Source organism: Acinetobacter sp. MF4640 (assembly GCF_002018895.1).
GTDB classification, from domain to species: Bacteria; Pseudomonadota; Gammaproteobacteria; order Pseudomonadales; family Moraxellaceae; genus Acinetobacter; species Acinetobacter johnsonii.
The window spans coordinates 44494-67418 of record NZ_MVOM01000005.1; the positions used below are offsets into that span (position 1 = coordinate 44494).

General features: G+C 42.0%; 20 protein-coding genes and 2 tRNA genes. 15 read left to right on the forward strand and 7 right to left on the reverse strand.

The features are described from left to right. The first annotated feature begins 521 nt into the window (after positions 1-521). Positions 522-2126 carry an isocitrate lyase gene (locus tag MF4640_RS02615; RefSeq protein WP_078388603.1) on the forward strand — a complete coding sequence of 535 codons (1605 nt, stop codon included), beginning with the start codon at positions 522-524 and terminating at the stop codon, positions 2124-2126. A 103-nt stretch (positions 2127-2229) separates the two neighbouring features. Here the strand turns inward: MF4640_RS02615 and MF4640_RS02620 are convergent, their stop codons facing one another. Both MF4640_RS02620 and MF4640_RS02625 read right to left on the reverse strand, forming a co-directional pair. Beyond that, positions 2230-2604, reverse strand: a complete 375-nt coding sequence (locus MF4640_RS02620) for a diacylglycerol kinase (protein WP_078388631.1) — start codon at positions 2602-2604, stop codon at positions 2230-2232. Between the two features lie 208 nt (positions 2605-2812). Further along, positions 2813-3958: a glycerophosphodiester phosphodiesterase gene (locus MF4640_RS02625; protein ID WP_078388604.1), complete on the reverse strand. Its 1146-nt coding sequence runs from the start codon at positions 3956-3958 to the stop codon at positions 2813-2815. 256 nt (positions 3959-4214) lie between these two features. Between MF4640_RS02625 and MF4640_RS02630 the strand changes: the two genes are divergently transcribed. From MF4640_RS02630 to MF4640_RS02645, 4 genes are all read left to right on the forward strand, one after another. Continuing rightward, positions 4215-7319, forward strand: coding sequence for a multidrug efflux RND transporter permease subunit (locus MF4640_RS02630; protein WP_078388605.1), 3105 nt, complete (start codon positions 4215-4217; stop codon positions 7317-7319). Between the two features lie 133 nt (positions 7320-7452). Then, a complete protein-coding gene (mgtE, locus tag MF4640_RS02635; RefSeq protein WP_078388606.1) occupies positions 7453-8799 on the forward strand; it encodes a magnesium transporter in 1347 nt (448 codons plus the stop codon). A 115-nt stretch (positions 8800-8914) separates the two neighbouring features. Next, positions 8915-9508 carry a DUF4112 domain-containing protein gene (locus tag MF4640_RS02640; RefSeq protein WP_078388632.1) on the forward strand — a complete coding sequence of 198 codons (594 nt, stop codon included), beginning with the start codon at positions 8915-8917 and terminating at the stop codon, positions 9506-9508. 6 nt (positions 9509-9514) lie between these two features. Beyond that, positions 9515-9880, forward strand: coding sequence for a bleomycin resistance protein (locus MF4640_RS02645; protein ID WP_078388607.1), 366 nt, complete (start codon positions 9515-9517; stop codon positions 9878-9880). A gap of 70 nt (positions 9881-9950) precedes the next feature. On the opposite strand, the gene htpX is transcribed toward MF4640_RS02645, so the two are convergent. Continuing rightward, the gene (htpX, locus tag MF4640_RS02650; protein WP_004695643.1) at positions 9951-10856 is read right to left on the reverse strand and encodes a protease HtpX; all 906 of its coding nucleotides are present in this window, start codon (positions 10854-10856) and stop codon (positions 9951-9953) included. 117 nt (positions 10857-10973) lie between these two features. Next, complete coding sequence (locus MF4640_RS02655) at positions 10974-11846, reverse strand: lytic transglycosylase domain-containing protein (RefSeq protein ID WP_004695644.1); 873 nt, start codon at positions 11844-11846, stop codon at positions 10974-10976. 501 nt (positions 11847-12347) lie between these two features. On the opposite strand from MF4640_RS02655, the gene ttcA reads away from it, so the two are divergent. Both ttcA and MF4640_RS02665 read left to right on the forward strand, forming a co-directional pair. Then, positions 12348-13271 carry a tRNA 2-thiocytidine(32) synthetase TtcA gene (gene ttcA, locus MF4640_RS02660; RefSeq protein WP_004695645.1) on the forward strand — a complete coding sequence of 308 codons (924 nt, stop codon included), beginning with the start codon at positions 12348-12350 and terminating at the stop codon, positions 13269-13271. Between the two features lie 227 nt (positions 13272-13498). Continuing rightward, on the forward strand, positions 13499-13882 hold the full coding sequence (locus tag MF4640_RS02665; protein WP_004695646.1) for an SCP2 sterol-binding domain-containing protein: 384 nt from the start codon (positions 13499-13501) through the stop codon (positions 13880-13882). A 67-nt stretch (positions 13883-13949) separates the two neighbouring features. On the opposite strand, the gene MF4640_RS02670 is transcribed toward MF4640_RS02665, so the two are convergent. After that, positions 13950-15062, reverse strand: a complete 1113-nt coding sequence (locus MF4640_RS02670) for a transglycosylase SLT domain-containing protein (RefSeq protein WP_078388608.1) — start codon at positions 15060-15062, stop codon at positions 13950-13952. A 365-nt stretch (positions 15063-15427) separates the two neighbouring features. Here MF4640_RS02670 and greB point away from each other — a divergent pair, with 365 nt between their 5' ends. The 5 genes from greB to MF4640_RS02695 all read left to right on the forward strand — a co-directional run bounded on the left by greB (position 15428) and on the right by MF4640_RS02695 (position 18455). After that, positions 15428-15922: a transcription elongation factor GreB gene (gene greB / locus MF4640_RS02675; RefSeq protein ID WP_004695648.1), complete on the forward strand. Its 495-nt coding sequence runs from the start codon at positions 15428-15430 to the stop codon at positions 15920-15922. Positions 15923-16011: 89 nt separating this feature from the next. Beyond that, positions 16012-16101, forward strand: a tRNA-Ser gene (locus MF4640_RS02680). A gap of 219 nt (positions 16102-16320) precedes the next feature. After that, positions 16321-16410 (forward strand) — tRNA-Ser (locus MF4640_RS02685). A gap of 564 nt (positions 16411-16974) precedes the next feature. Continuing rightward, the gene (locus tag MF4640_RS02690; RefSeq protein WP_078388633.1) at positions 16975-17553 is read left to right on the forward strand and encodes a TetR/AcrR family transcriptional regulator; all 579 of its coding nucleotides are present in this window, start codon (positions 16975-16977) and stop codon (positions 17551-17553) included. Next, positions 17550-18455 carry a DMT family transporter gene (locus tag MF4640_RS02695; protein ID WP_078388609.1) on the forward strand — a complete coding sequence of 302 codons (906 nt, stop codon included), beginning with the start codon at positions 17550-17552 and terminating at the stop codon, positions 18453-18455. Before MF4640_RS02690 ends, MF4640_RS02695 begins: the two co-directional genes overlap by 4 nt. A 239-nt stretch (positions 18456-18694) precedes the next feature. On the opposite strand, the gene MF4640_RS02700 is transcribed toward MF4640_RS02695, so the two are convergent. Next, positions 18695-19843: a DUF1624 domain-containing protein gene (locus tag MF4640_RS02700; RefSeq protein WP_078388610.1), complete on the reverse strand. Its 1149-nt coding sequence runs from the start codon at positions 19841-19843 to the stop codon at positions 18695-18697. Positions 19844-20012: 169 nt separating this feature from the next. Here MF4640_RS02700 and MF4640_RS02705 point away from each other — a divergent pair, with 169 nt between their 5' ends. From MF4640_RS02705 to MF4640_RS02715, 3 genes are all read left to right on the forward strand, one after another. Further along, positions 20013-20645 carry a TetR/AcrR family transcriptional regulator gene (locus MF4640_RS02705; RefSeq protein ID WP_078388611.1) on the forward strand — a complete coding sequence of 211 codons (633 nt, stop codon included), beginning with the start codon at positions 20013-20015 and terminating at the stop codon, positions 20643-20645. A gap of 3 nt (positions 20646-20648) precedes the next feature. Beyond that, the gene (locus tag MF4640_RS02710; protein WP_078388612.1) at positions 20649-21626 is read left to right on the forward strand and encodes a zinc-binding dehydrogenase; all 978 of its coding nucleotides are present in this window, start codon (positions 20649-20651) and stop codon (positions 21624-21626) included. 68 nt (positions 21627-21694) lie between these two features. After that, entirely contained in the window at positions 21695-22048 is a 354-nt protein-coding gene (locus MF4640_RS02715) for a DUF1304 domain-containing protein (protein WP_010327250.1), read from the forward strand. Positions 22049-22127: 79 nt separating this feature from the next. On the opposite strand, the gene MF4640_RS02720 is transcribed toward MF4640_RS02715, so the two are convergent. After that, entirely contained in the window at positions 22128-22823 is a 696-nt protein-coding gene (locus MF4640_RS02720) for a pirin family protein (protein ID WP_078388613.1), read from the reverse strand. Positions 22824-22925 lie beyond the last annotated feature (102 nt).

Genomic DNA, 22925 nt, shown 5'->3' on the forward strand with positions numbered 1-22925 from the left:
GAAAATGGGTTTTTATGCTTAAAAACGGAGAGCATATTAGTCCTAAGCAATGTCTCAATATGCGTAAATTGAGGCTCAGATTATTGCTTAGAAAATGGCTTAAGCTGGCCTGTTATTGATGGAATAAAAGCGTGATAAATACTCTTTTTGCTGAATATTGAACTTTTGTCATTTCGGTCACATTAAGTATTGATTTTCGGTTGGGACTCTTTTTTTCAACGGCCGAGACTTAAGTCTAATGAAGAAATATTCGACAAAGTATGTATTTTTTACGGTTTTCTTATTTTGTTTAAGTTTAATAATAACAAATACTTGGTTTTAATTTGTCGAAATATAATTAGACTTTTATCTATGTATTTTTTAAATAAATACTGAAAATTAATGCAGAATATTGGATTAATTTTTTCTGTCAATCTAATCTGTATTCATCGCAACGAAGCGCTCTAAATCTAAGCAAAAGCTTGAGGGTCTGATTTTAGCTTTTCGTTGAAGAAAATCCTAATATTATTACAGGAAATATCATGACTACATATCAAACAGCGATTGATGCAATCCGCGAATTAAAAGCAAAATTCGGTAGCACTTGGGCAGACATCAGTCCTGAAGATGCTGCGCGTATGCAAATCCAAAACCGTTTCAAAACTGGTTTAGATATCGCTAAATACACAGCTGCAATTATGCGTCGTGATATGGCTGCTTATGATGCTGACTCTAGCAAATACACTCAGTCTTTGGGTTGCTGGCACGGTTTCATCGCACAACAAAAAATGATTGCGAACAAAAAATACTTCGGTACGACTGAACGTCGTTACATCTACCTTTCTGGTTGGATGGTTGCTGCGCTTCGTTCAGAATTTGGTCCACTTCCTGACCAATCTATGCATGAAAAAACTTCAGTACCTGCGTTGATCGAAGAAATCTACACGTTCTTACGCCAAGCTGATGCGAAAGAATTAAACGACCTTTTCCGTGCGCTTAAAAAAGCAAACGAAGCAGGCGATACTGCTAAAGCTGCTGAAATCACTGCACAAATCGACGGTTTCCAAACTCACGTTGTGCCAATTATTGCAGACATCGATGCTGGCTTCGGTAACGAAGAAGCGACTTACTTACTTGCTAAGAAAATGATCGAAGCGGGTGCTTGTGCACTACAAATCGAAAACCAAGTATCTGACGCGAAACAATGTGGTCACCAAGCTGGTAAAGTAACTGTTCCTCACGAAGACTTCATCTCTAAAATCCATGCATTACGTTATGCATTCTTAGAAATGGGTCTTGACGACGGTATCATCGTTGCGCGTACTGACTCTGAAGGCGCTGACTTGACTCAAAAAATCCCAGTGGTTAAAGAGCCAGGCGACATCGCTTCTCAATACATCGGTTTCCTAGACACTGTTGAAATTGACATTGCTGATGCTCAAGAAGACGAAATCTTAATCAAGCGTGATGGTAAACTTCACCGTCCAAAACGTTTGGCTTCTGGTTTATACCAATTCCGTCCAGACACACAAATTGACCGTGTTGTTCTTGACTGTGTATCTAGCCTTCAAAATGGTGCTGACCTTCTTTGGATCGAAACTGCGACTCCAAACGTTGACGAAATCGCGCACATGGTTAACCGTGTTAAAGAAACAGTTCCAAATGCGAAACTTGTTTACAACAACTCTCCATCATTCAACTGGACGTTGAACTTCCGTCAACAAGCTTACGACCGTTGGGTTGCTGAAGGTAAAGACGTTTCTGCTTACGACCGTGCTAAATTAATGAGCGCTGAGTACGATGCTACTGAATTAGCTGCTGATGCAGACGCTAAGATCCGTACATTCCAAGCAGATGCTGCTCGTGAAGCGGGTGTGTTCCATCACTTGATCACACTTCCGACTTACCACACTGCTGCTCTTTCTACTCATGAGCTTGCACAAGGTTACTTCGGTTCTGAAGGTATGTTGGCTTATGTTGCTGGCGTACAACGTAAAGAAATCCGTGGTGGTATCGCTTGTGTTAAACACCAAGCAATGGCGGGTTCTGACATCGGTGATGATCACAAAGAAATCTTCTCTGGTGACAACGCTCTTAAAGCGCACGATGATGCTAAAAACACAATGAACCAATTCGCTGCTCACTAAGCACTGAACTGATTCATAAAAAAACCCTGCGAAAGCAGGGTTTTTTTATGAATTAATTTTGAGCTTTTTGAACAGATTGAACGTGAAATATTGAACAAAGAGGTTAAGGCATCAGAATCAGTAGCCAAACAATAAAGATAATACTTAAAGAAACAAACTGTGCAGCACTACCCATGTCTTTGGCATTTTTTGAAAGCTCATGGCGCTCTAGTGAAATACGATCCACAATCGCCTCAATGGCTGAATTGAACAATTCAACAATAATTGCAAGTAAGCACACTGCTACCATGAGGGCTTGTTCTAAGCGACTGACATCACAGAAAAAGCTTGTTGGAATCAGAATCAGGTTAATCAACAGGATTTGGCGAAAAGCAGCTTCGTGTGCAAATGCGGCCTTGAAACCTGAAATGGAATAATGAGTTGCATTAAAAATACGCTTAAAACCTGACTTGCCTTTGAGTGGGGAATATTGGCTCATACCATCAACCATTTTAAAATTTCAGCCACAATACATGATCTATATTAAAAGTCACTTAATTATAGTATTCAAAAAGTGCTTAATCTATGTACACCTAAAATAAGGAGAAAGAGATTAAAAAAGCCTACTTTTTAATCTCTATAGTTAAAGGATGGATATTGGTTGAAAGTAAACGAGATGCTCAGTTGTTTGGTTTTCTTTGTGTGACTTATTCTATTTTTTTCAAAAAAGCATCCGCTGCTTGACGTCCCAAAGCAGGGTCATCGGTAAAGATACCATCCACTCCAGCTTTAAAGAAAATTTCAAACTCTGCCAGCGCGCCTTTTTCGCACTTTTCAGCGGCTATCGCGCTACAGTCTAAATAGTCTGCTAAGAAATTATTTTCTGGGCGTAGGGTATAAGGATGTACTTTTAAGCCCACTGCGTGTGCATCGTTTACAAAACTGGTCGGGGTCGCCGGCTGAGTATTGGGCACGATATAGGTTTTACTTGGCCCAACACCATGTGCATAACTTGCGACGTCTTTCAGTCCTTGAGGTGTTGCCATATCACTATAGCGGAGTGTTGATTTGGCAAGCACAGCATCGGCAGGTTGTTCGGAGTTACCGCCATAGAGTTGAATAATTTTGGCATGTTGAATCGATTTTAATTGATCTAACTGTTGACGCATCTGTTTTAAGTTGCTGACTTCAAATGACTGGATATAGACTGGTGCAATGTCACGACTATAGCTGTGTTTGGCCAGCGTGGTTAATAGGCGTTGCTCCATGGCCAAATTGAGACCTTGGAAATAGCTGGGATGTTTGGTTTCGATATACAGGCCCACAATTTTTCCTGTCTTTTTATAGTGCGCATCTACGAGTTCAATAATTTCATCTAAAGTGGGCAGATCAAATTGATCATTATATTGGGCATTTGCTGGACGAATCTCTGGAATACGTTCTCGTGCCTTCAGTTGCTTCAGCTCGTTTAAAGTAAAGTCTTCAGTAAACCAACCTGTGTAAGTCACGCCATCAACGACTTTACTGGTCTTCCGTTCTGCAAACTGCGGCAAGCTGCTGACATTGGTGGTTCCTCCGATTTCATTTTCATGGCGAGCGATTAAATAACCGTCTAGAGTTGGCACCAAATCAGGCTCAATAAAATCTGCACCATCATCAATTGCTTTTTGGTAAGCGGCTAAGGTATGTTCAGGGCGTAGCGCGCTGGCGCCGCGATGTCCAATAATAAGCAATGCAGGCTCAATGTATTCGGTGTTGTTTGATGGTGGCTGGGATGCTGCATTGTCTTTCTCATCATGATGACAGCCCAATAAACTTAAAAAAATAAAACTCAATAATGTTCTTTTTAACATGTGTTCCTCAACATTTTATTGTGGTGTTGCGGACTCAGTGTTCAATTTTAATATCTCAGATTAATGACAAATTGCGAAAAATTACAGGATGTCATCAATTGGTCAAAAAGCTTTCTTCATAGTTTCTTCATATTTAGCTCTAATGTTCTATTTCATGTTGTTAAGTCTTGTTTTTTAATGATTCGTCATAGAAGATCAAGCATAAAGTGATACCAGTTTCTAGATCTAGCCTCAGACCCAAGAGTACCGCAGACCCATGCTGTCTAAATTTTTTATTCATCGTCCAATTTTTGCTGGTGTGCTGGCGATTATCGTGATGGCATTTGGTTTATTTGCCACCTTTCAGTTGCCTGTAGAGCGCTACCCCGATATTGCACCTCCGCGAATTACGGTGAGTGCAACATATACAGGCGCGTCGGCAGAGACGGTGGAGGAGAGCGTTACTCAGGTTTTAGAACAGCAAATTAAAGGGATTGATCATTTACTGTATTTTAGTTCGAGCAGTGACTCGAATGGCCGTAGTCGAATCAGCATTAGTTTTGAAAATGGAACTGACCCAGATACCGCTCAGGTTCAAGTTCAAAATGCCATCAATGGGGTGATTAACCGCTTACCAGAAGATGTGCAGCGTCAAGGGGTCAATGTCTATAAATCGCTTGGCGATACGCATATGGTGATTGGCCTATATGACCAAACAGGCAAAAGCAGCAATATTGCACTCTCTGATTATATGATGACGCATTTGGAGCAAGATTTAGCCCGTATTGATGGGGTTGGCGAGGTTGATGTTTTTGGTGCGCAGTATGCCATGCGCTTATGGCTGAATCCGCATAAACTGCGTCAATATGGACTGATGCCGAGTGATATTCGTGCGGCGGTTGAAGCGCAAAACACTCAAGTGGCCGCAGGAGCAATTGGCGAGTTACCCAGCCTGTCAGATCAATATTTAAATGCCAAAGTCACCTCCGGTACACGTTTAAAAACCGTTGAAGAATTTGAGAACATCATTGTCAAATCGACCCGCGATGGCAGTTTTATTTATTTAAAAGACGTCGCACGGGTGGAATTGGGTGCGGAAAATTACCAGTCATTTAATACCATTAATGGTTTTCCTTCAGCGGGGATGGGCATTTCACTTTCTTCAGGGGCTAATGCCTTAGCGACGTCTGCATTGATTAAGCAAGAGGTTGCCCGTTTATCTTCTAAACTGCCTGAAGGCTATCAAATTGTTTATCCACGTGATAACACGCCTTTTGTGCAAGAGTCGATTAAGGAAGTGGTCAAAACACTGTTTGAAGCAGTGCTTTTGGTGATTGTGGTCATGTTTGTCTTTTTGCAAAACTGGCGCGCGACACTGATTCCGACCATTACAGTACCTGTTGTAATTTTAGGCACGCTCGCCATTCTGTATGTACTCGGGATGAGTATCAACACCTTAACCCTATTTGCATTGGTCTTAGCCATCGGGCTTCTGGTGGATGATGCGATTGTGGTGGTGGAAAATGTTGAGCGGCTGATGCATGAACAGCAGATGAGTGCTCAACAAGCCTCAATTGCATCGATGCAGGAAATCAGTGGGGCATTGATTGGGATTACGTTGGTGTTAACCGCAGTGTTTATTCCCATGGCATTTTTCGGTGGTTCGACAGGAGTGATCTACCGTCAGTTTTCAATGACCTTAGTTGCTGCCATGGCGCTATCGCTGCTGGTTGCACTGATTCTGACACCTGCACTATGTGCCTTAATTTTAAAACCCAATGATAAATCGGCACGATGGGCAACTTGGTTTAATCTGAAGTTAGATCAGCTAAAACAGCGTTATTTAAAGCTGAGTAGCCAGACCATTCAGCACAGTAAAATCATGCTGGTGGTTTTTGTGGGGTTAATTGCTGTCTTTGCGCTGTTTTATCGAGCATTACCGACCAGTTTTATTCCCAGTGAAGATCAGGGTATTTTAAGTGTGCAGTTTAAACTGGCCGATGGCGCACCACTGAGTCAAAGCCGTGTGGTTGGAGAAGAAATTCGCCAATACTTTTTAGACCAAGAACAGGCCAATATCAATTTGGTGATGATCCGTTATGGTCGTAATTTCTCGGGGACGGGACAAAATTTAGGTCAAGGTTTTATTGCGCTGAAACATTGGGATGAACGTAAGGGGAAAGAGAACTCCGCACAAGCGATTCGAGAACGGGCGATTGCTCATTTTAGATCGCATCGAAATGCACAAATTAATGTAAATATGCCGTCTTCAGTCAGTGGCTTAGGGCAAACCGATGGCATGGAGTTTTGGATACGTGATATCAATGGCGAAGGTCGTGCCTATTTAGAAGCACAGTTCAAAACTTTGCAGGACGCATCCAAGCAGTACTCTAGTTTTAGCAATTTAGATAAACGTTATAACCCAGATAAAGCTGAACTCAAAGTGGATGTGAACCAAAAGCAAGCTTTGGCGAATGGACTCAGCCAGACCGCCATTAATAGCACTTTATCCAGTGCTTGGGGCGGAAGTTATATCAATGACTTTATTGACCGTGGTCGGATTAAGCGGGTAATTATGCAAGCGGATGCCGAGTTTCGTTCAAAACCTGATGATCTTCAAGCGTGGACCGTACGTAATGATCTGAACCAAATGATTCCTTTTACAAATTTTGCTCAAGTGTCTTGGAGTGGAGGCCCTGAGGTAGTGAATCGCTTTATGGGCTATACCGCGTTAGAAATGGAGGCGGATACAGCACAAAATGTCAGTTCTGGACAAGCCATGCAAGACGTACAAGATATGGTACGAGGGCATGATGGTATTGATCTGGCATGGAGCGGATTATCTTTCGAGGAAAACCATTCCAATAACCAAGCATTGCTGCTGTATTTGGTCTCCATAGGCTTTATCTTTTTATGCCTTGCTGCACTTTATGAAAGTTGGAGTATTCCAACGGCAGTCATGAGTGCGATTCCACTCGGTATTGGTGGCAATATTTTGTTCAGTTATCTGACGGGTTTTCCGAATGATATTTACTTCCAAATTGCCTTGCTGACCACAATTGGTCTGTCCTGTAAAAATGCGATTTTAATTGTGGAATTTGCTTCATTGGCTCAGCAAAAAGGCCAGACTGCAATTGAAGCTGCCTTGGAAGGAGCAAGCTTACGTCTACGCCCGATTTTAATGACGTCTTTGGCTTTTGGCGCGGGCGTCACACCTCTGGTCTTTGCCTTTGGTGCAGGGGCGGCAAGTCGTCAGGAAATTGGGGTGAGTGTACTCGGTGGCGTGATTTTTGGCACGGTGTTGGTATTGCTATTTATTCCTTTAATGTATGTCTTGGTTCGCCGTGTGTTTCATGGACGAACACCTCAGGACGAAGTCTAAGATCGAATCTGAAACATTCGTGTGCAGCGAATCGGCAAAGCGAATCTTTAAGCCATGTAGGCCGAAAGGTCCTGACATTTAAAGATCCTTGCTATACTCGCACAGATAAAGAAGAACAATATTTGAGTGGTGTATGCCAAATCCGTCCTTTTCACAGCAAGATTTCGAAGAGCAATTAAATCAGCCCGATAACCATGCTTTTATCCAAAGTCTGAAACAGTACAGCACTGCGGATTTGGCTGATATTTTAATGGCCCTGCCTATAAATGACCAAATTCGGCTATTGGAACAATTACCACAAGCCAGTTATGTCTTTGAGTTTTTAGCATTAACCGAGCAGCAACAACTAGCAGCGAAATTGCCTCAGGCTTTGTTGCTGAAGCTACTGGCTCATATGCATTCGGATGACCGCACCGATTTATTTCAAAGCTTAGCGCAGGACGTTCAAGGTCAGATTTTTCCGCAGCTAGATGCGCATGTTCAAGCTCAACTGAAGACCTTGATGGATTATCCAGCCGAGTCTGCAGGTGCAATTATGAGTACCGAGGTCATTACGGTACATGCCGAAATGACCATGCAACAGGCGATTCAACATATACGGCAGCATGCAGCGGAAAGTGAAACTTTATATCTCATCTATGTGACCGATGCCTCGCGTTATTTACACGGGGTGATTTCGCTGCGGCAAATTATCCAGTCTCCGCCTGAGCAATTGATTGGACAGGTTATGACCAGCCATGTCATCACGGGTTTAGTCAGTGAGGACCAGGAAAGTATTGCACAGAAACTGGCCCATTATGATTTTATGGCTTTGCCCATTGTCGATGAGCAGCAGCGTCTATTGGGGATTGTGACTTATGACGATGCAATGGATGTGGTACAACAAGAAACCACAGAAGATATTCTAAAAAGTAGTGCGGTTGCGGCCAGTCCGCAGATGAGTATTAAAACAGCTCCAATCTTCTTACTGTATAAGAAACGGGTATTTTGGCTGGTGTTTCTGGTCTTTGGAAGTTTACTTTCAGGGTTAGGAATTGCCCACTTTGAAGACTTGATTGCGGCACATATCGTTTTGGTATTTTTCCTTCCTTTACTGGTGGGAAGTGGGGGAAATGCGGGGTCACAGTCCGCCACTTTAATGGTACGTGCACTGGCAACTGGCGACGTACATTTTAAAGACTGGTTTTATTTGCTCGGACGTGAAGGTCTGGTTGCGCTGTGTCTAGGCGGAACCATGGCAACGGCAGTCTCCATTTTGGGCTATTTCCGTGGGGACATTCTGGTCGCCGTAGTATTGGCACTGAGTATGATGGGCATTGTGTTGATGGGTTGTTTGATTGGTATGAGTCTGCCGTTTATCTTAAACCGCATGAAACTCGACCCAGCCAGTGCATCCGCACCTTTGGTCACCTCAATTTGTGATGCGTCAGGCGTGGTGGTATACCTGCTGATTGCGTCGCAAATTCTGACCTTGTCTTAAGCTAATAAGTAATTGTTTCAACACAAAGTTAGCACAGAAAAAAGTCATAAAAACCAGCATAATTCAGTGGTTTTATGATGTTAATGTGGTTGAAATGATGGAGGTCAGTAACACCATGCCTGAACCCTTAGAACAAAAAAAAATGAGCCAGCAATATGTCATTCGTTTAGAGCGTGATTTGGCCAAATATGCCAATATGATGGATTCTGTGGTGCGTATCCCATTCACCAAGCAGGGAGTCGGTGCCGATGCCGCATTGAGTACTGTTCCGATTGCTGGGGATATCGCTGGTTTTGCCCTAACGTGTTATGCCATTTATAAAGCCAAGCAAATTGGTGTACCGCAAGAGAAATTGAGTCCAGTATTGAAGCTGGCTATGATTGATGCCGTCGTCGGTTTTATCCCTGTTCTAGGGACACTGTTTGATATTTTTATACGTCCGAGTCGTAAAGCACTGGATGTGGTTCATGACCATATTCGGGAAGAATACCAAATCCATTCAGAGCATCATGTGACTCATCCTTTTCTTCATGAAAAATTGGAAAAGAAACAGCAACAATCCGCATTTTGGCGAAATCCAGTAGTGGCATGGCTTTGGCTACACATCCCCGATTTATTTGGCCTGATCTTTTTGGTGTGTTTTATGGGCTTATTGTGGTGGGGTGGCAGTGTGATGTGGCATTGGTTACAGGGACTAAACTTAGGATAGCCACTGATGAAATTTGAAGGTCAGATTACGGCAAATTTGCCAGCGATTGAGTTGGCGTGCACTGCTTCATTTTATCAAAGCTTGGGCTTTGATCTGGTGTATCAGTCCCCCGAGTGGATGATTATGCGTTTGGGCGAGATGACACTGGAGTTTTTCCATCATCCGCATTTAGACCCAAATAGTTCATGGCATAGTGCCTGTATTCGCGTAGCGGAAATTCAACCCTATTATGAATACTGGTCTAAAGTGAATTGGTCGTTGTGGGAAAGCGCTCGTATGACCGATATTCAGGATTTTGATGAGATCCGCCAGTTTTGTATTGTTGACCCAAATGGCAGTTTATTACGCTGTATCGAAGTGACGATTAAATAAAAATGTTCTTATGCCGAGTCACAAAAAAGCCTCCATGCGGAGGCTTTTTCAAATCTAGTGAACGAATTGTTTATGGACAATCGAGCTGTTGTAAAGCAGCAACACGTTGTTCAATCGTTGGGTGGGTTTGGAACAAAGCAGCTAAACTAAAGCCTTGCTCTTGACCTGCCGCGATCGCAAACGCTTTCATTTCTTTAGGCATCGCATCTGGAAGTTGTGACTCGGCTTGTAAACGCAACAAGGCAGAAATCATTGCTTGTTTGCCTGCAAGACGTGCACCTGCTTCATCTGCACGATATTCGCGGTAGCGGGAGAACCACATTACGATTGCAGAAGCTAAAATACCAAAGACAATATCCAGCACGATGGTAATGGCAAAATAAGCTAAACCTGGAGCTTCTCCGTCTTCACGACCAAAGACATTACGGTCAATGAAATCACCTGCGACACGTGCAAAGAACATCACAAAGGCGTTCACGACACCTTGAACGAGCGCCAAAGTCACCATGTCACCATTGGCCACGTGACCAATTTCGTGAGCCAAGACTGCACGAAGCTCGTCTTTATTCATACGCTCAAGTAAGCCGGTAGAAACGGCAACTAATGCATCGTTCTTGTTCCAACCTGTAGCAAAAGCATTAGATTGGTAAGACGGGAAAATACCGACTTCTGGCATTTTAATACCAGAACGTTGCGCCAATTGAGCGACTTCTTGTAACAACCATGCTTCAGCTTGGTTGCGCGGGGCATTTGGGTCAATTAACTCTGTACCAGTTGTTTTTTTCGCCATCCATTTTGACATGAATAGAGAAATCATTGAGCCAACCATACCAAAGACAAAACAGATAACCAGTAGGTTACCTAGATTTAAGCCACCCGCGCCATGGTAACTACCGACACCGAAGAGTGACAAGATAATGCCAGCTACAACCAGTACCGCGAGGTTGGTTAGCAAGAACAAACCAATCCGCATCATTGAGAAAATCCTCTTATAATAAAAAAATAATCTGATTTATAAATCGAAAATCATTGATCTCAATATGAGGTGAAACTCTTCAAAATTCAAGAAAAAATAATAAAACTGCTATAAAAATTATTCTGAAATTTGAATGCGGGCAGAGGCGGTTGCATTGCCTGTGGCATAGGAACCCGGCGCATCAGTAAAACTGCCATCAGCTGCGAGGATAATTTGGCGTGAAGGTGCGCTACGACTCACACTGAGTTGCGTGCTTGGGGAGGAGTCTGTATCGTAATGTGCAGATTGGGCAATGACTTGAGCATTGGCTAGTGTGTTATTTGAGCCTGCAGAGATGTTGATCCCGCCCGCATATAGATTGCTATAGCGGCTACTCACCCGGCGAACATAGTCTTGAGTTTCACGGAAGGGTGGAATACCGCCGTACTTTTGTACATTGCCTTCGCCAGCATTGTAGCCTGCAAGCGCAAGACTGGTGTTGCCGTTAAAGCGTTTCATCAGCCAAGCCAAATACTTGGCACCTGCATTTATATTCTGCTGTGGATCATATGCATTAGAAACATTAAAGCGCCGTGCTGTCGCAGGCATGAGTTGCATAAGACCCTGAGCTCCAACAGGTGAGCGTGCGTTGACATTAAAGCCTGATTCGGTATGCATAACCGCTTTAATTAAGCCTTCAGAAATGCCGTGAGTTTGAGCCGCTTGGCGAATAATGTGGTCAAAAGCATTTTTGTTACGACTATAACTGGGCAACACGGAAGATTCAGAAGCCCCCCAGTTACTATAACTGTGGATATTACTGTCTGGATAATAGGTTTTCTTTTCGACTTTTAAGTTGCTATAACGACTTTGTTTATTGGTTAACAAGGTCGTGCCGTTGGAATCTTTCAATTGGTAGATAGTTTGACCCGCGTGACAATCTAGTGCCATGAACGAAATCGTCATACACCCCAAAACGTAAAAACGACTCAAAAGCAGCTTATTTTTCATTATCTATTATTAATCGTAAAAAAATCGATTTCAGTGACTAGAAATGAGTTTAGCAAAAAAAGAACCGTCTGAAACTATTTTAAGTTTAAAAAATCCATGTCTTTGTAAAAATCAAGTCAAATTGTTGAGCAAGTAATCAAAAAAATAATTAATTTATTTTTAATGAGGATTGCTTGACTGGGTTAAGTTATTGAAATTTAATGGTAAATAAATTGATTAAAAAATAATCAATTTAAATAGAAGCCTTAAAGAGTGGGGGGAACACCCTGTCAAGTCGATTAGAATCCACAAAGTTATCCCCAGCTTTTGTGGAAAAATGTGGAAAAGTCCAAAACATAAGCAGTTCAGCTAAAATATGAACGCAATCGTTCAAAGTTAAACCGATTTCAATACATGAATATGACAGCAATGACAATTCATGAGAATTTACATTCTTTAGGTGCGAGATGGCTGTGAATCGGATAAAATTGCGCGGTATTTTTTTTAAGGTTTAACTCGTCTATGTTCTCGCCAGTTGAGTCCAATCAGGGATTTAATTTTAAACCAGAACTACCCACTAGCTCTGCGTATTATCGTCTGTTGAAAAAGTTACGCCGTCAGGTAGGTCATGCCATTCGCGATTTTAAAATGATCGAAGAAGGCGATAAAGTGATGGTCTGCATTTCCGGTGGTAAGGACAGTTATACCTTGCTCGATATTATGTTGCAGTTTAAACGCATTGCACCGATCAATTTTGATGTGGTGGCTGTGAATTTGGACCAGAAGCAACCCGGTTTCCCTGAGGACGTGTTACCACGTTATTTAGAAGAGAATAATATTCCCTACTATATCTTAGAAAAAGACACCTACAGCATCACCAAACGTTTAACGCCTGAAGGCAAAACCTACTGTGCAGTTTGTTCACGCTTACGCCGTGGCTCTTTATACGGCTTTGCGCAAGAAATTGGCGCGACCAAAGTAGCATTGGGGCATCATCGTGATGATATCTTGGCGACTTTCTTCTTAAATTTATTCCATGGCGGCAGCTTAAAGGCGATGCCTCCTAAATTGTTATCGTCAGATAAAAAGAACATCTTGATTCGCCCACTGGCTTATGTGGAAGAAAAAGACATCATTAAATATGCTGAAATGCGTCAGTTCCCGATTATTCCGTGTAACTTGTGCGGTTCTCAGGAAAATCTGCAACGTGCCATGTTAAATGACATGTTGCGTGAGTGGGATAAAGCACATCCAAAGCGTCTACACAGTATTTTTGGCGCCTTGCAGAATGTTTCGCCATCGCAGCTGGCAGACCGTGAGTTATTCGACTTTGAAGCGTTAGATAGCGAACGTGAATTCGACTTTAAAGGTGAAAGTTGTTCAACGGAAGATGAACCAGAGAACAAACGCATTAACATGGTTAATCTTGGCTTTGCAGCAGACTAATTTTGTCAGTTAAGCCAATGCAAAACACCAATCAATGATTGGTGTTTTTTTTATGTGGATGATTTTGATAAACTTTGTATAAGAAATATAAAATATGAACGGTACGTACAAAAAACTTTAGGCACATGTAGGATATACATGCTATAACAATCTCCGAGCATATTTAGCTTCACAATGATGCCGTCTGGATAGGCAGCACACAACGAACAAAGAATTGAGGAAACATCATGCCTGCTTTTTTAACTGATGATTGGTTTTCAACTGTAGAAACATTAACTGCTCAAGCGGGGAATCTGAACCTGCCGCCAGCACTTGCGAATCTTGCAATTAACTTAGTTGTTGCTGACAATGCGGGTAATACCGAATTATCTTTAGATGGCGGCGCAATTAAAAAAGGCTTGTCTTCAAACGCGAAAACAACCTTGAACATGGATGCTGAAACACTACGTAAAGTGTTCCTTGAGTTTGATATGGCTGCAGCAATGCAAGCGTTCATGACGGGTAAAATAAAAGTTCAAGGTGATATGTCACAGTTGATGGCATTGCAAACAGCGAAGCCAAGCCAAGAGCAAAAAGATTTATTTAAGAAAGTGCTTGAGCAAACAGCTTAAGTGTTCTGAAATAAAAAAAGCTTACCTTTATAGGTAAGCTTTTTTTTATGCCGATAGAGAGGATCTTTTAGATATTGACCAACTGCGGCGTGGTTTTAATGTGCTCAAGATAAGCTCGGATACGCGTCACATACTGAAGTGCTTGGCGGTAGCGACCATTCTTCGCTTGGTTATGCTCTAAGTAAGCATACAAATTGAGCCAGTTATTTGGGTCTTTACCTTGTGCCTGAATGCGTTTTTGAATCTGATTCACCGCACCCGGTCCCATATTGTACGCAACCAGTGCATACCAGTTCCGGTCAGGAAAGGGGATATCATCATAGCGACTCAGCATTTGGTCGTAGTACTTGGCACCACCTTGAATGCTTTGCGCTGGATCGGTACGGTTACTCACACCCATGGCTTTGGCTGTGCTATTGGTCAACATCATCAAACCACGAACACCCGTGGGAGAAATGGAGTTCGGTTTAAGATAAGACTCTTGATAACCAATCGCTGCCAATAAGTGCCAATCTAAATCGTACTTTTGCGCTGTGCTTTTAAAACTGGCCTTATAGATTGGCATACGCTGACGCAAATCGCGTTGAATCGTATTCCAGTTTTCAGGCTTCACGACATTACGGTTGTAAAAAGAGGCCAATTGACCAATTGAACCAGATTGTTTACCACGGCAGACAAATCCGCTCGCCGTTTGCGTTAATGGATCATTCGCATGTTTAAATACCCAGTTCAGCTCAGTATTGAGGCCATTTTTACGTAAAACGTTTAAATCACCACAAGTTGCAGAAAAGGTTGCGAGACTTTTTTGTTCAATCGTTTGAACACTTGCCGTCGTCATTGCAAAATTTGCTTTGCCCTGTGCTACCCATTTCAGTGCTGTAGCATTATCGGGGACGGTTTTGAAGTCTAGCTTTACATTTAAGCTGTCTGCATAGTTACGTGCAAGGTCATAACCAAAACCATGCAAATGCTGACCATCTTTAAAAACGGTCGTTGGGTTTTCCACTGAAACGACAGTCAATTTATTATGATTGACGACGTTATCATACTGGTAGGTCTTACTTGCATTAATACTATGAAATGGAATTAACAAAGTACTTAAAGCAAGGGCTTTCAACGGGAGAGAGAAAGTTAATGAATTAAGGCAAAGCCTCGATCCAGAAGTTGAACTACTGTGCATGTTGTCTCCGCTACAAGTAATTTATGCCCTAGAACGCAAAGGCAAAAACATGCCTTAAAACGAGTTCAAGTTGTCTAAATTCAATAAGAGGTTGGGCATTCATGACGTCATTCAAAATGACATGGGATTAAGAAGATTATGTAGAAAAACTACATAGATTAAAAAATAGGCAACTAATTTAAGATGTGCGCATAATATATAGCAATTTTAAAAGTGTCAAATTTTGTGCAATATTTTTTTGAAAAATGTAACATAACAATTTAATTTAATTCAGGAATTTATTTTATAAACTTCTGTTGTGAAGAAATAAGGGATAAAATAATCCTTTGTTGTAAATCAATAAGCGGATTTAGACGGCATTCATCATGAAATCAAACTTAATTACACGTGCAGGTCACGACAAATTGGTGGCGGAATTAAAGCAGCTTTGGCATGAAGAACGCCCTGAAATTACCAAGAAAGTAAACTGGGCGGCGAGCCTTGGCGACCGTAGTGAAAATGCGGATTATCAGTACAACAAACAGATCTTACGTAAGATTGATCGACGGGTTCGCTACTTGGGAAAACGCCTCGAAGAACTTCGTATTATCGACTTTTCTGAAGAGCAGGCTGGCAAGATTTATTTTGGCGCTTGGGTCGAAATTGAAAATGACGCAGGGGAACAAAAAACCTTACGCATCGTCGGAGTAGATGAAATTTACGATCATCACCCGCAGCACATCTCCATCGACTCGCCGATGGCACGTGCTTTACTGTCCAAACAAGTCGATGATGAAATTGAAGTGTTGACGCCAACTGGAAAAAAACACTGGTATGTCAATTCAATTCGTTATGACAGACCTGAAAGTTCAGAGAACTAAAAGATTTTGTTTTAATTTTAGCCACTTGGTGTGATTTTTGAAGAAAAGTATTTGCCAAGTAGATTGAATGTTTATATGATGTCGCCCATGGAAGCGTGGCAGAGCGGTTTAATGCACCGGTCTTGAAAACCGACGAGGGTGTGAGTCCTCCGTGAGTTCGAATCTCACCGCTTCCGCCAAATTCAAAAACCCTGACTGAGTCGGGGTTTTTTTATGCCTTTTTTTAAATTAATTTCTAAAAGAGGCCAAAGTTATCGCTCAATTTTTCGGGATATGCAGACTGTAAAGTTAATATCTTATTGAGATTGAACATTTTTTAGCTGAATAGTGGCTTTTTGAAGGCCGTGAGATGAAAAATATTTGCCAAAAAATATTTTTATTTATATGATAGCGCCCATGGAAGCGTGGCAGAGCGGTTTAATGCACCGGTCTTGAAAACCGACGAGGGTGTGAGTCCTCCGTGAGTTCGAATCTCACCGCTTCCGCCAAATTATTTTTAAATACAAATTAAAATTAATCGATAACCCAAGTTTAAGTTGGGCCATTACGTCAAGTAGTGTGGGGCACACCACATAGATCGGCAGTGATCAAATTCTAAAAAAAGCAGTCAGACCTTCTCTTGCTGCTTTTTCTATTTAAGGCATTTAAGCCTTCTTTTATAACTATTCAATTATAGCTTGAGTTGCCCAACTCAATTCCTTTTAGATTCACTATTCGTTTCAGACAAGCAGTTATAGAGACTATGCAGTTGTACTGTATAGCAGTCATTTCTGTAGATCAGTTTTTTAATTTCATCTGAGTGGTTTTTAGCATCCTTCGTTTGGTTTATCTAGCAGCTCATTACCTATAAGTTGGAACTACATATGCCGTATAAAAGTATAGTGCGATTGTTCTGTTTCGCTTTTTACCCACCGCCATTGTAATGGGGTGATTGAAGGGTATTCTCCCGTTTTTGATTCATCTGATATTTCCTTCATTAAATAGGCAAAGGTGACTTGCATATTTTTACAGATTCTATAAATTAGGTAGATCGGTCTACTTAGTTGAGTATGATGAATACGAAAACCGCGAAACAGAAAATTTTAGATGCAGCCGCGATTTTGTTTTATAACGACGGCATTACCAGTACAGGGATTAATAGCATCACAGATAAGGCCAAAGTTGCCAAAATGTCCTTATATAATAATTTCCCGACTAAGGCTGACTTGATTACCTCTTATATAGAAGCACGGCATCAAGAGTGGTTAGATTTGTATGCGCTTCGAAACCAACAAGCCCATACTCCTATTGATAAAATTGTCGCGGTTTTTGAAGCCTATCAAGACCATGCCGAGTTTGCTTATGAAAAAGGTTTTCGGGGCTGCGGTTTGTTGAATGCTGCTGCTGAGTTCCCAGCGCACAGCGCCGAACGTTTGGCTGTGAAAGCGCATAAGGATGAAATTGAAAACATTATCTCTACACAGCTTGCTCTTGTTATTTCGGACGCAGACAAGGTCAAACAAATGGCTTTGTTGTTGTCTTTTATTCTAGAGGGATCGATTGCGCGAGCAGGCTTGGAAAGCTCGAGTGAAAAAGTACAAGCTGCAACGGCGATGGTGAAAACACTTTTAACACAGGAAATCAGTACGTGAATCGGTCTGTTTCTGCGGTACCGAATTATGGTTTGATCGCGGTGCTGTTCGCTGCTTTTCTATGGGGAACGACGGGCACAGTCGCATCTTTTGCACCTAATTTGAGTCCTTTGGCTGTTGGCGCTGCCGCCATGGGCGGTGGTGGACTGTTGCAGGCACTTTTGGCACGAAAAAGTATTATCTACCATCTGGCACATATCAAAGCCAATGCAGTGATGCTCGGTGTAGGTGTAATTGCGGTTTTTATTTATCCGTTGGCCTTTTATTCATCTATGCACTATGCAGGCATCACCATTGGGACAGTCGTGTCGATTGGTACGGCGCCTTTATTTACCGCACTTTTAGAAAGGGTGTTTGACCGAAAAGCACTTTCAATGACATGGCTGATGAGTTTTATCTTGGGGGTGACGGGCGTTGCGCTACTTTCACTCGGGGAATCACATGCTGTGTCAACCACGGAAAATCTATCCCAAAACCGACCAATGTTGGGTATTGCTTTAGGGGCGGTTGCGGGATTGACCTATGCTTTATATTCTTGGGCGGCAAAACGAATGATTGACCAAGGAATGGATGCAAAAGCGTCTATGGGGCTCATCTTCGGACTTGGCTCTTTATTATTACTTCCGACTTTATGGATAACGGGTTCAAACTTGTTTGAAGAAAACATCAACCTTTATGTCGTGGGTTATATGATGTTGATTCCAATGTTTTTGGGCTATGTTTTATTTGGATATGGCTTAAAAACTGTGCCTGCCAGTAAAGCCATTACTTTGACATTGTTTGAACCTTTGGTTGCTGCTGTTTTTGCAATCCTGTTGGTGGGAGAACAACTTGCACCAATCGGTTGGATTGGGATGGTTTTAATTTCAATCTGCTTAGCATTACTCACCAAAGCAAAGTAAATTTTCTTATAAGGGATGGTTAAACAGTGCTTTGTCTCAAAAAGCAGATGGTTATCAGCTAAACTTTGCAAATACAGTGGCTAGGTTGGTCTTTGATAAGAGGAGGGGTGTAAAACTTTTGGCCTTATTTTGAATTTTGAATTTTGATTATTGATTTGATGAAATGTAATCGATATTGATGCCTAGTGGAACTAAGCATCAATCTTATTTCAGTGAAATTGGCTATACACCTTAAATCCTTAGAGGTATTTAAGAATGCGAATGTGTTTGTTTTTATGTTTAAAGGCTGAGAATTTTAACATCAACGGATAGAGAGCCACAGTTAAAATAATCGAAATGAGCCAGAGGGTGGAGACATGATCGACGCCGAAGTATTCGCCATGGGTCGTGCCAAACAGTGTGACCGCAGTGAGATAGAGGGCTTTCAGCACATATAAGTGTACGATATAGAAGAACATCGGCACGGAACCAAAGACAATCAAGGGTTTGGTCCAAGGTTTACTTTCAATCTTTTGAAGTAACACTAACAGGACTAAGCCTAGCCCGACATTCCACAAAATAAACAGCAGCGATGGAGGGTACTTGGTCAAGTTCAAAAAACTCATAACGGTTTCAGTGCTGGTCGACATGATTGACCATGCTTGGTCACCATAGAGATTGATCATTCTTAAAATGATAAATAAGCTGATACTGGCAAGCCCGAAGCCTAACAAGATTTGATTTCTTTTTGCGACATCGTGTGTGCTGTTAAATACGGTATGACCGATGCAATAGCCGAGGGCAATCACCCCAATCCAAGGCAGTACTGGGTAGGAGGTTCTAAAGCGAATCAGATCTCCAAATTCGATCCAACCACGTTCATGTAGAATAAACCACAGATTTTGCAGGATAGGTATTTGTGAAAATGACACTTGATCCAGCGCATTATGTCCAAAAATAATGCTGAGACTGATCACCCAGAGCCATTTTTGTGATAGCCCAATCAAGCCTGCTAAAACCACCATACTGAGACCAATGGCCCAAATCACTTGTAAATAGATGACATCGGGCGGGAACTGTCCAGTCCAAGCGAAGTTGATAATGATTAGTTCGAGAAAAATCAGAAATAGACCGCGTTTGAGTAAAAATTCACGTGTCATTTGAACACTGTTGTTTTTTGCTTGGTAAAGATAAGCCGATAAGCCTGTTAATACCACAAAAACAGGGGCACATAAGTGAGCCAAGATTCGGCTAAAGAAAAGGGATTCTTCGGTTCCTGGAATCAGCATCGGGTCGGGGACTTGCTGGTGCAGATAAAAAGTTTCTCTGACATGGTCGACCATCATAATCAGAATAACCAATCCTCTGAGGGCGTCAATCGCTTGTAAACGTTGTGAAGGTGTAGACATAAGATGAATTGAAAATTAGTGTTATGGTATTATGTAACATTTATGTCAATCATTTATATCTGAAATTTAATCAGTAAAATTTATATGTAATCCAATGGTTCGAGATAAAGTATCGAAAACATGCATTATTTTATAGACGACTGGTCTATTATTAATTTATAGTGTGGATATGAAACGATCAGATAAAAGTGAAGCAACACGACTACACATTTTAAATAGCAGTTTTCAACTGGTATTACATAAAGGTTTTGTCGGAGTGGGCTTACAGGAAATTCTAAAGAATTGTGATGTGCCGAAAGGTTCATTCTATTATTACTTTGCTTCGAAAGAGGCTTTCGGCTGTGCGCTACTTCAGCAGTATCTGGCCGACTATAAAGTCAAAATCGATCAGCTGATACAGCAAGAACAGCGAAGCGCCTATGCAAGTCTCGTGGCACTTTGGCAAGCATGGATTGATAATCCATCACATATTGAAAGTGGAGTTGAACATCATAGCGATGGGGGATGGGCGGAGAATTGTCTGATCGTCAAGTTGGCAGCAGAAGTCTCAGATTTATCTGAAGATATGCGTCAGATTTTGAACTTCGGGGTGCGTAAGTTAACAGAACGTATTTCGGGTCTAATCCAAGCCGGGCAGCAAGACGGTTCAATTCCAGCGCATATTGATGCTGAAAAAATGGCACAGACGATGTATCAACTGTGGTTGGGAGCAGCTTTATTGGCAAGACTGGCCCGAGATAAGCAGCCCCTTTACCTCGCTATGGACACTACCCAACAACTATTACAGCCGATAAAGGAATAGCAAATGCAAAGTATTATTCATCACCATTTTGGTGAACCTGTTGACGTCTTGGAAGCTGCGGATATGCTGCAACCTGAACCGAAAGCGGGTGAAGTGCGTATTAAAATGATTCTATCGCCAATCCATAACCATGACGTGTGGACAGTGCGTGGTAGTTATGGTTATAAACCGACACTGCCTGCGATTGGTGGCAGCGAAGCTGTGGGCGTGATTGATGCGCTTGGTGAGGGTGTACAAGGCGTATCGATAGGGCAGCGTGTAGCGGTTGCAGGAATTCATGGTAGTTGGGCTGAGTATTTTATTGCGCCAGCGCATGGCGTTGTGCCTTTAACTGATGCGATTGATGATGAAACGGCAGCGCAGTTGATTGGGATGCCGATCAGTGCACTGATGCTTTTAGATTTTATCGACTTGCCGGCAGATTCTTGGTTGATTCAGAACACTGCCAATGGTGCAGTGGGTAAAACCGTTGCAATGATTGCACAAGCGCGTGGTCAAAAGGTGATTCATTTGGTTCGCCGTACTGAGGCTGTAGCTGAAATGCAGGCCTTAGGCATTCAAAATGTGGTGGCAACAGACCAAGCCGATTGGAAAGAACAAGTCAAAGCGATTCATGCAGATCAGCCATTGATCGCGGGTGTAGACTCTATTGGTGGTCAGGCCAGTGGTGAAATGTTGGCTTTGCTGAGTGAAAATAGTCTATTGGTTTCATTTGGTAGCATGACGGGTGAGACCATGCAGATTTCTTCGGGAGATCTGATTTTTAAACAAGCCACAGTCAAAGGTTTTTGGGCGAGTGTGGTGAATAAGCAATTGTCTGCTGAACGCAAAAAGGCGTTAATTGTGGAGTTATTGACGCTTGCTGCACAGAAAAAATTACTGCTGCCTGTTGAAGGTATCTTCAGCTTTACACAAATTAAAGATGCGGCACTCAAAGCGACGCAAGGCGCGCGTCAGGGTAAAGTACTTTTGAAACCTTAACTGTTTTTCGACCTAGATCAGCTGTGAAGCTGATCTAGCATCATTCATCAAAAATAAGGATAAAGCGTATGATGGGACAAATTTTGATTGCTTTAATTGCACTGTTGCATGTGTATATTTTAGTTTTAGAGATGTTTTTATGGGATAAGCCCTATGGTTTAAAAGCCTTTGGCAATACGCCTGAAAAAGCACAGCTGACCAAAGTCATGGCGAAAAATCAAGGCTTATATAATGGTTTCTTGGCTGCAGGTCTATTTTGGGCGCTATGTGCACCTGAAACTTATGCACTGCCACTGGCCAATTTCTTTTTAGGCTGCGTTTTGGTTGCTGGGATTTATGGAGGCCTGACCGCCAGTAAGAAAATTATCTACATCCAAGCCTTACCTGCGGCTGTGGCATTACTTGCGGTGAATTTTCTCTAAGCCAAGAGAAAAAATTGCTTGAGTTCTACATTAAAAAAGCCAACGTCGAGACGTTGGCTTTTTTAATGTGAGTGATGACTTATTTGACTTCAGGCAAATCAAACCAAATCACTTGTGTATCTTCTAAGGCTTTAACCTCGCTTGCGTCTAAAAAAGCAATCGCGTCGCCTGCATGAAGGGTGTGTTCTGCAACTTGGATTGAACCTGAAATTACATGCACATAGTTAATATGCTGTGTAGCTTTAACTTCTAGCATTTGATCTTTTTCAATCACAGCCGTTTTGACTTCTGCATCTTGACGGATATGCATTGCAGCATTGTCATTTGGACCACAAATCACATGCCATTGATTTGGTTGCTCATGCGGATCAAGACGAATCTGTTGATAGGTTGGCGCTGTATCTCTTTGATTTGGGTTAATCCAAATTTGTAGCAAATGTACCGGCTCATCACCCTGATTCATTTCACTGTGTTGTACACCCGTACCTGCACTCATCAGTTGCCATTCACCTGCAGAAATACCACCATGGTTGCCCATGCTGTCTTTATGGGTGATGGTACCTTTAAGCACACAGGTCAAGATTTCCATATTGTCATGGGGGTGTTGACCAAAACCTTGATGACCCGCGATCACGTCGTCATTGATGACACGTAAAGCACTTACGCCCATATATTTAGGGTTATACCAACTACCAAAAGAAAAGCTGTGTTTCGACTCTAGCCAGCCGATATTGACATGACCACGGTCTTGACTGCGATGAATGAATGCATCCATTTTAAACTCCAATCTTATTTTTAATCTATGGAGTAATTCTAGCGTTTTATATTTATCGCTAAAATAGTGAATTTGCAATGTTGCGTTTCAATATTGGAATGA

Coding starts and splice junctions, on each gene's coding strand:
- MF4640_RS02710 (WP_078388612.1), top strand. CDS start 20,649: ATGCAAAGTATTATTCATCACCATTTTGGTGAACCTGTTGACGTCTTG.
- MF4640_RS02620 (WP_078388631.1), bottom strand. CDS start 2,604: ATGAGCCAATATTCCCCACTCAAAGGCAAGTCAGGTTTTAAGCGTATT.
- MF4640_RS02715 (WP_010327250.1), top strand. CDS start 21,695: ATGATGGGACAAATTTTGATTGCTTTAATTGCACTGTTGCATGTGTAT.
- MF4640_RS02640 (WP_078388632.1), top strand. CDS start 8,915: ATGCCTGAACCCTTAGAACAAAAAAAAATGAGCCAGCAATATGTCATT.
- greB (WP_004695648.1), top strand. CDS start 15,428: ATGAAATCAAACTTAATTACACGTGCAGGTCACGACAAATTGGTGGCG.
- MF4640_RS02690 (WP_078388633.1), top strand. CDS start 16,975: ATGAATACGAAAACCGCGAAACAGAAAATTTTAGATGCAGCCGCGATT.
- MF4640_RS02655 (WP_004695644.1), bottom strand. CDS start 11,846: ATGAAAAATAAGCTGCTTTTGAGTCGTTTTTACGTTTTGGGGTGTATG.
- MF4640_RS02705 (WP_078388611.1), top strand. CDS start 20,013: ATGAAACGATCAGATAAAAGTGAAGCAACACGACTACACATTTTAAAT.
- MF4640_RS02630 (WP_078388605.1), top strand. CDS start 4,215: ATGCTGTCTAAATTTTTTATTCATCGTCCAATTTTTGCTGGTGTGCTG.
- mgtE (WP_078388606.1), top strand. CDS start 7,453: ATGCCAAATCCGTCCTTTTCACAGCAAGATTTCGAAGAGCAATTAAAT.
- ttcA (WP_004695645.1), top strand. CDS start 12,348: ATGTTCTCGCCAGTTGAGTCCAATCAGGGATTTAATTTTAAACCAGAA.
- MF4640_RS02625 (WP_078388604.1), bottom strand. CDS start 3,958: ATGTTAAAAAGAACATTATTGAGTTTTATTTTTTTAAGTTTATTGGGC.
- MF4640_RS02665 (WP_004695646.1), top strand. CDS start 13,499: ATGCCTGCTTTTTTAACTGATGATTGGTTTTCAACTGTAGAAACATTA.
- MF4640_RS02615 (WP_078388603.1), top strand. CDS start 522: ATGACTACATATCAAACAGCGATTGATGCAATCCGCGAATTAAAAGCA.
- MF4640_RS02700 (WP_078388610.1), bottom strand. CDS start 19,843: ATGTCTACACCTTCACAACGTTTACAAGCGATTGACGCCCTCAGAGGA.
- MF4640_RS02645 (WP_078388607.1), top strand. CDS start 9,515: ATGAAATTTGAAGGTCAGATTACGGCAAATTTGCCAGCGATTGAGTTG.
- htpX (WP_004695643.1), bottom strand. CDS start 10,856: ATGATGCGGATTGGTTTGTTCTTGCTAACCAACCTCGCGGTACTGGTT.
- MF4640_RS02670 (WP_078388608.1), bottom strand. CDS start 15,062: ATGCACAGTAGTTCAACTTCTGGATCGAGGCTTTGCCTTAATTCATTA.
- MF4640_RS02720 (WP_078388613.1), bottom strand. CDS start 22,823: ATGGATGCATTCATTCATCGCAGTCAAGACCGTGGTCATGTCAATATC.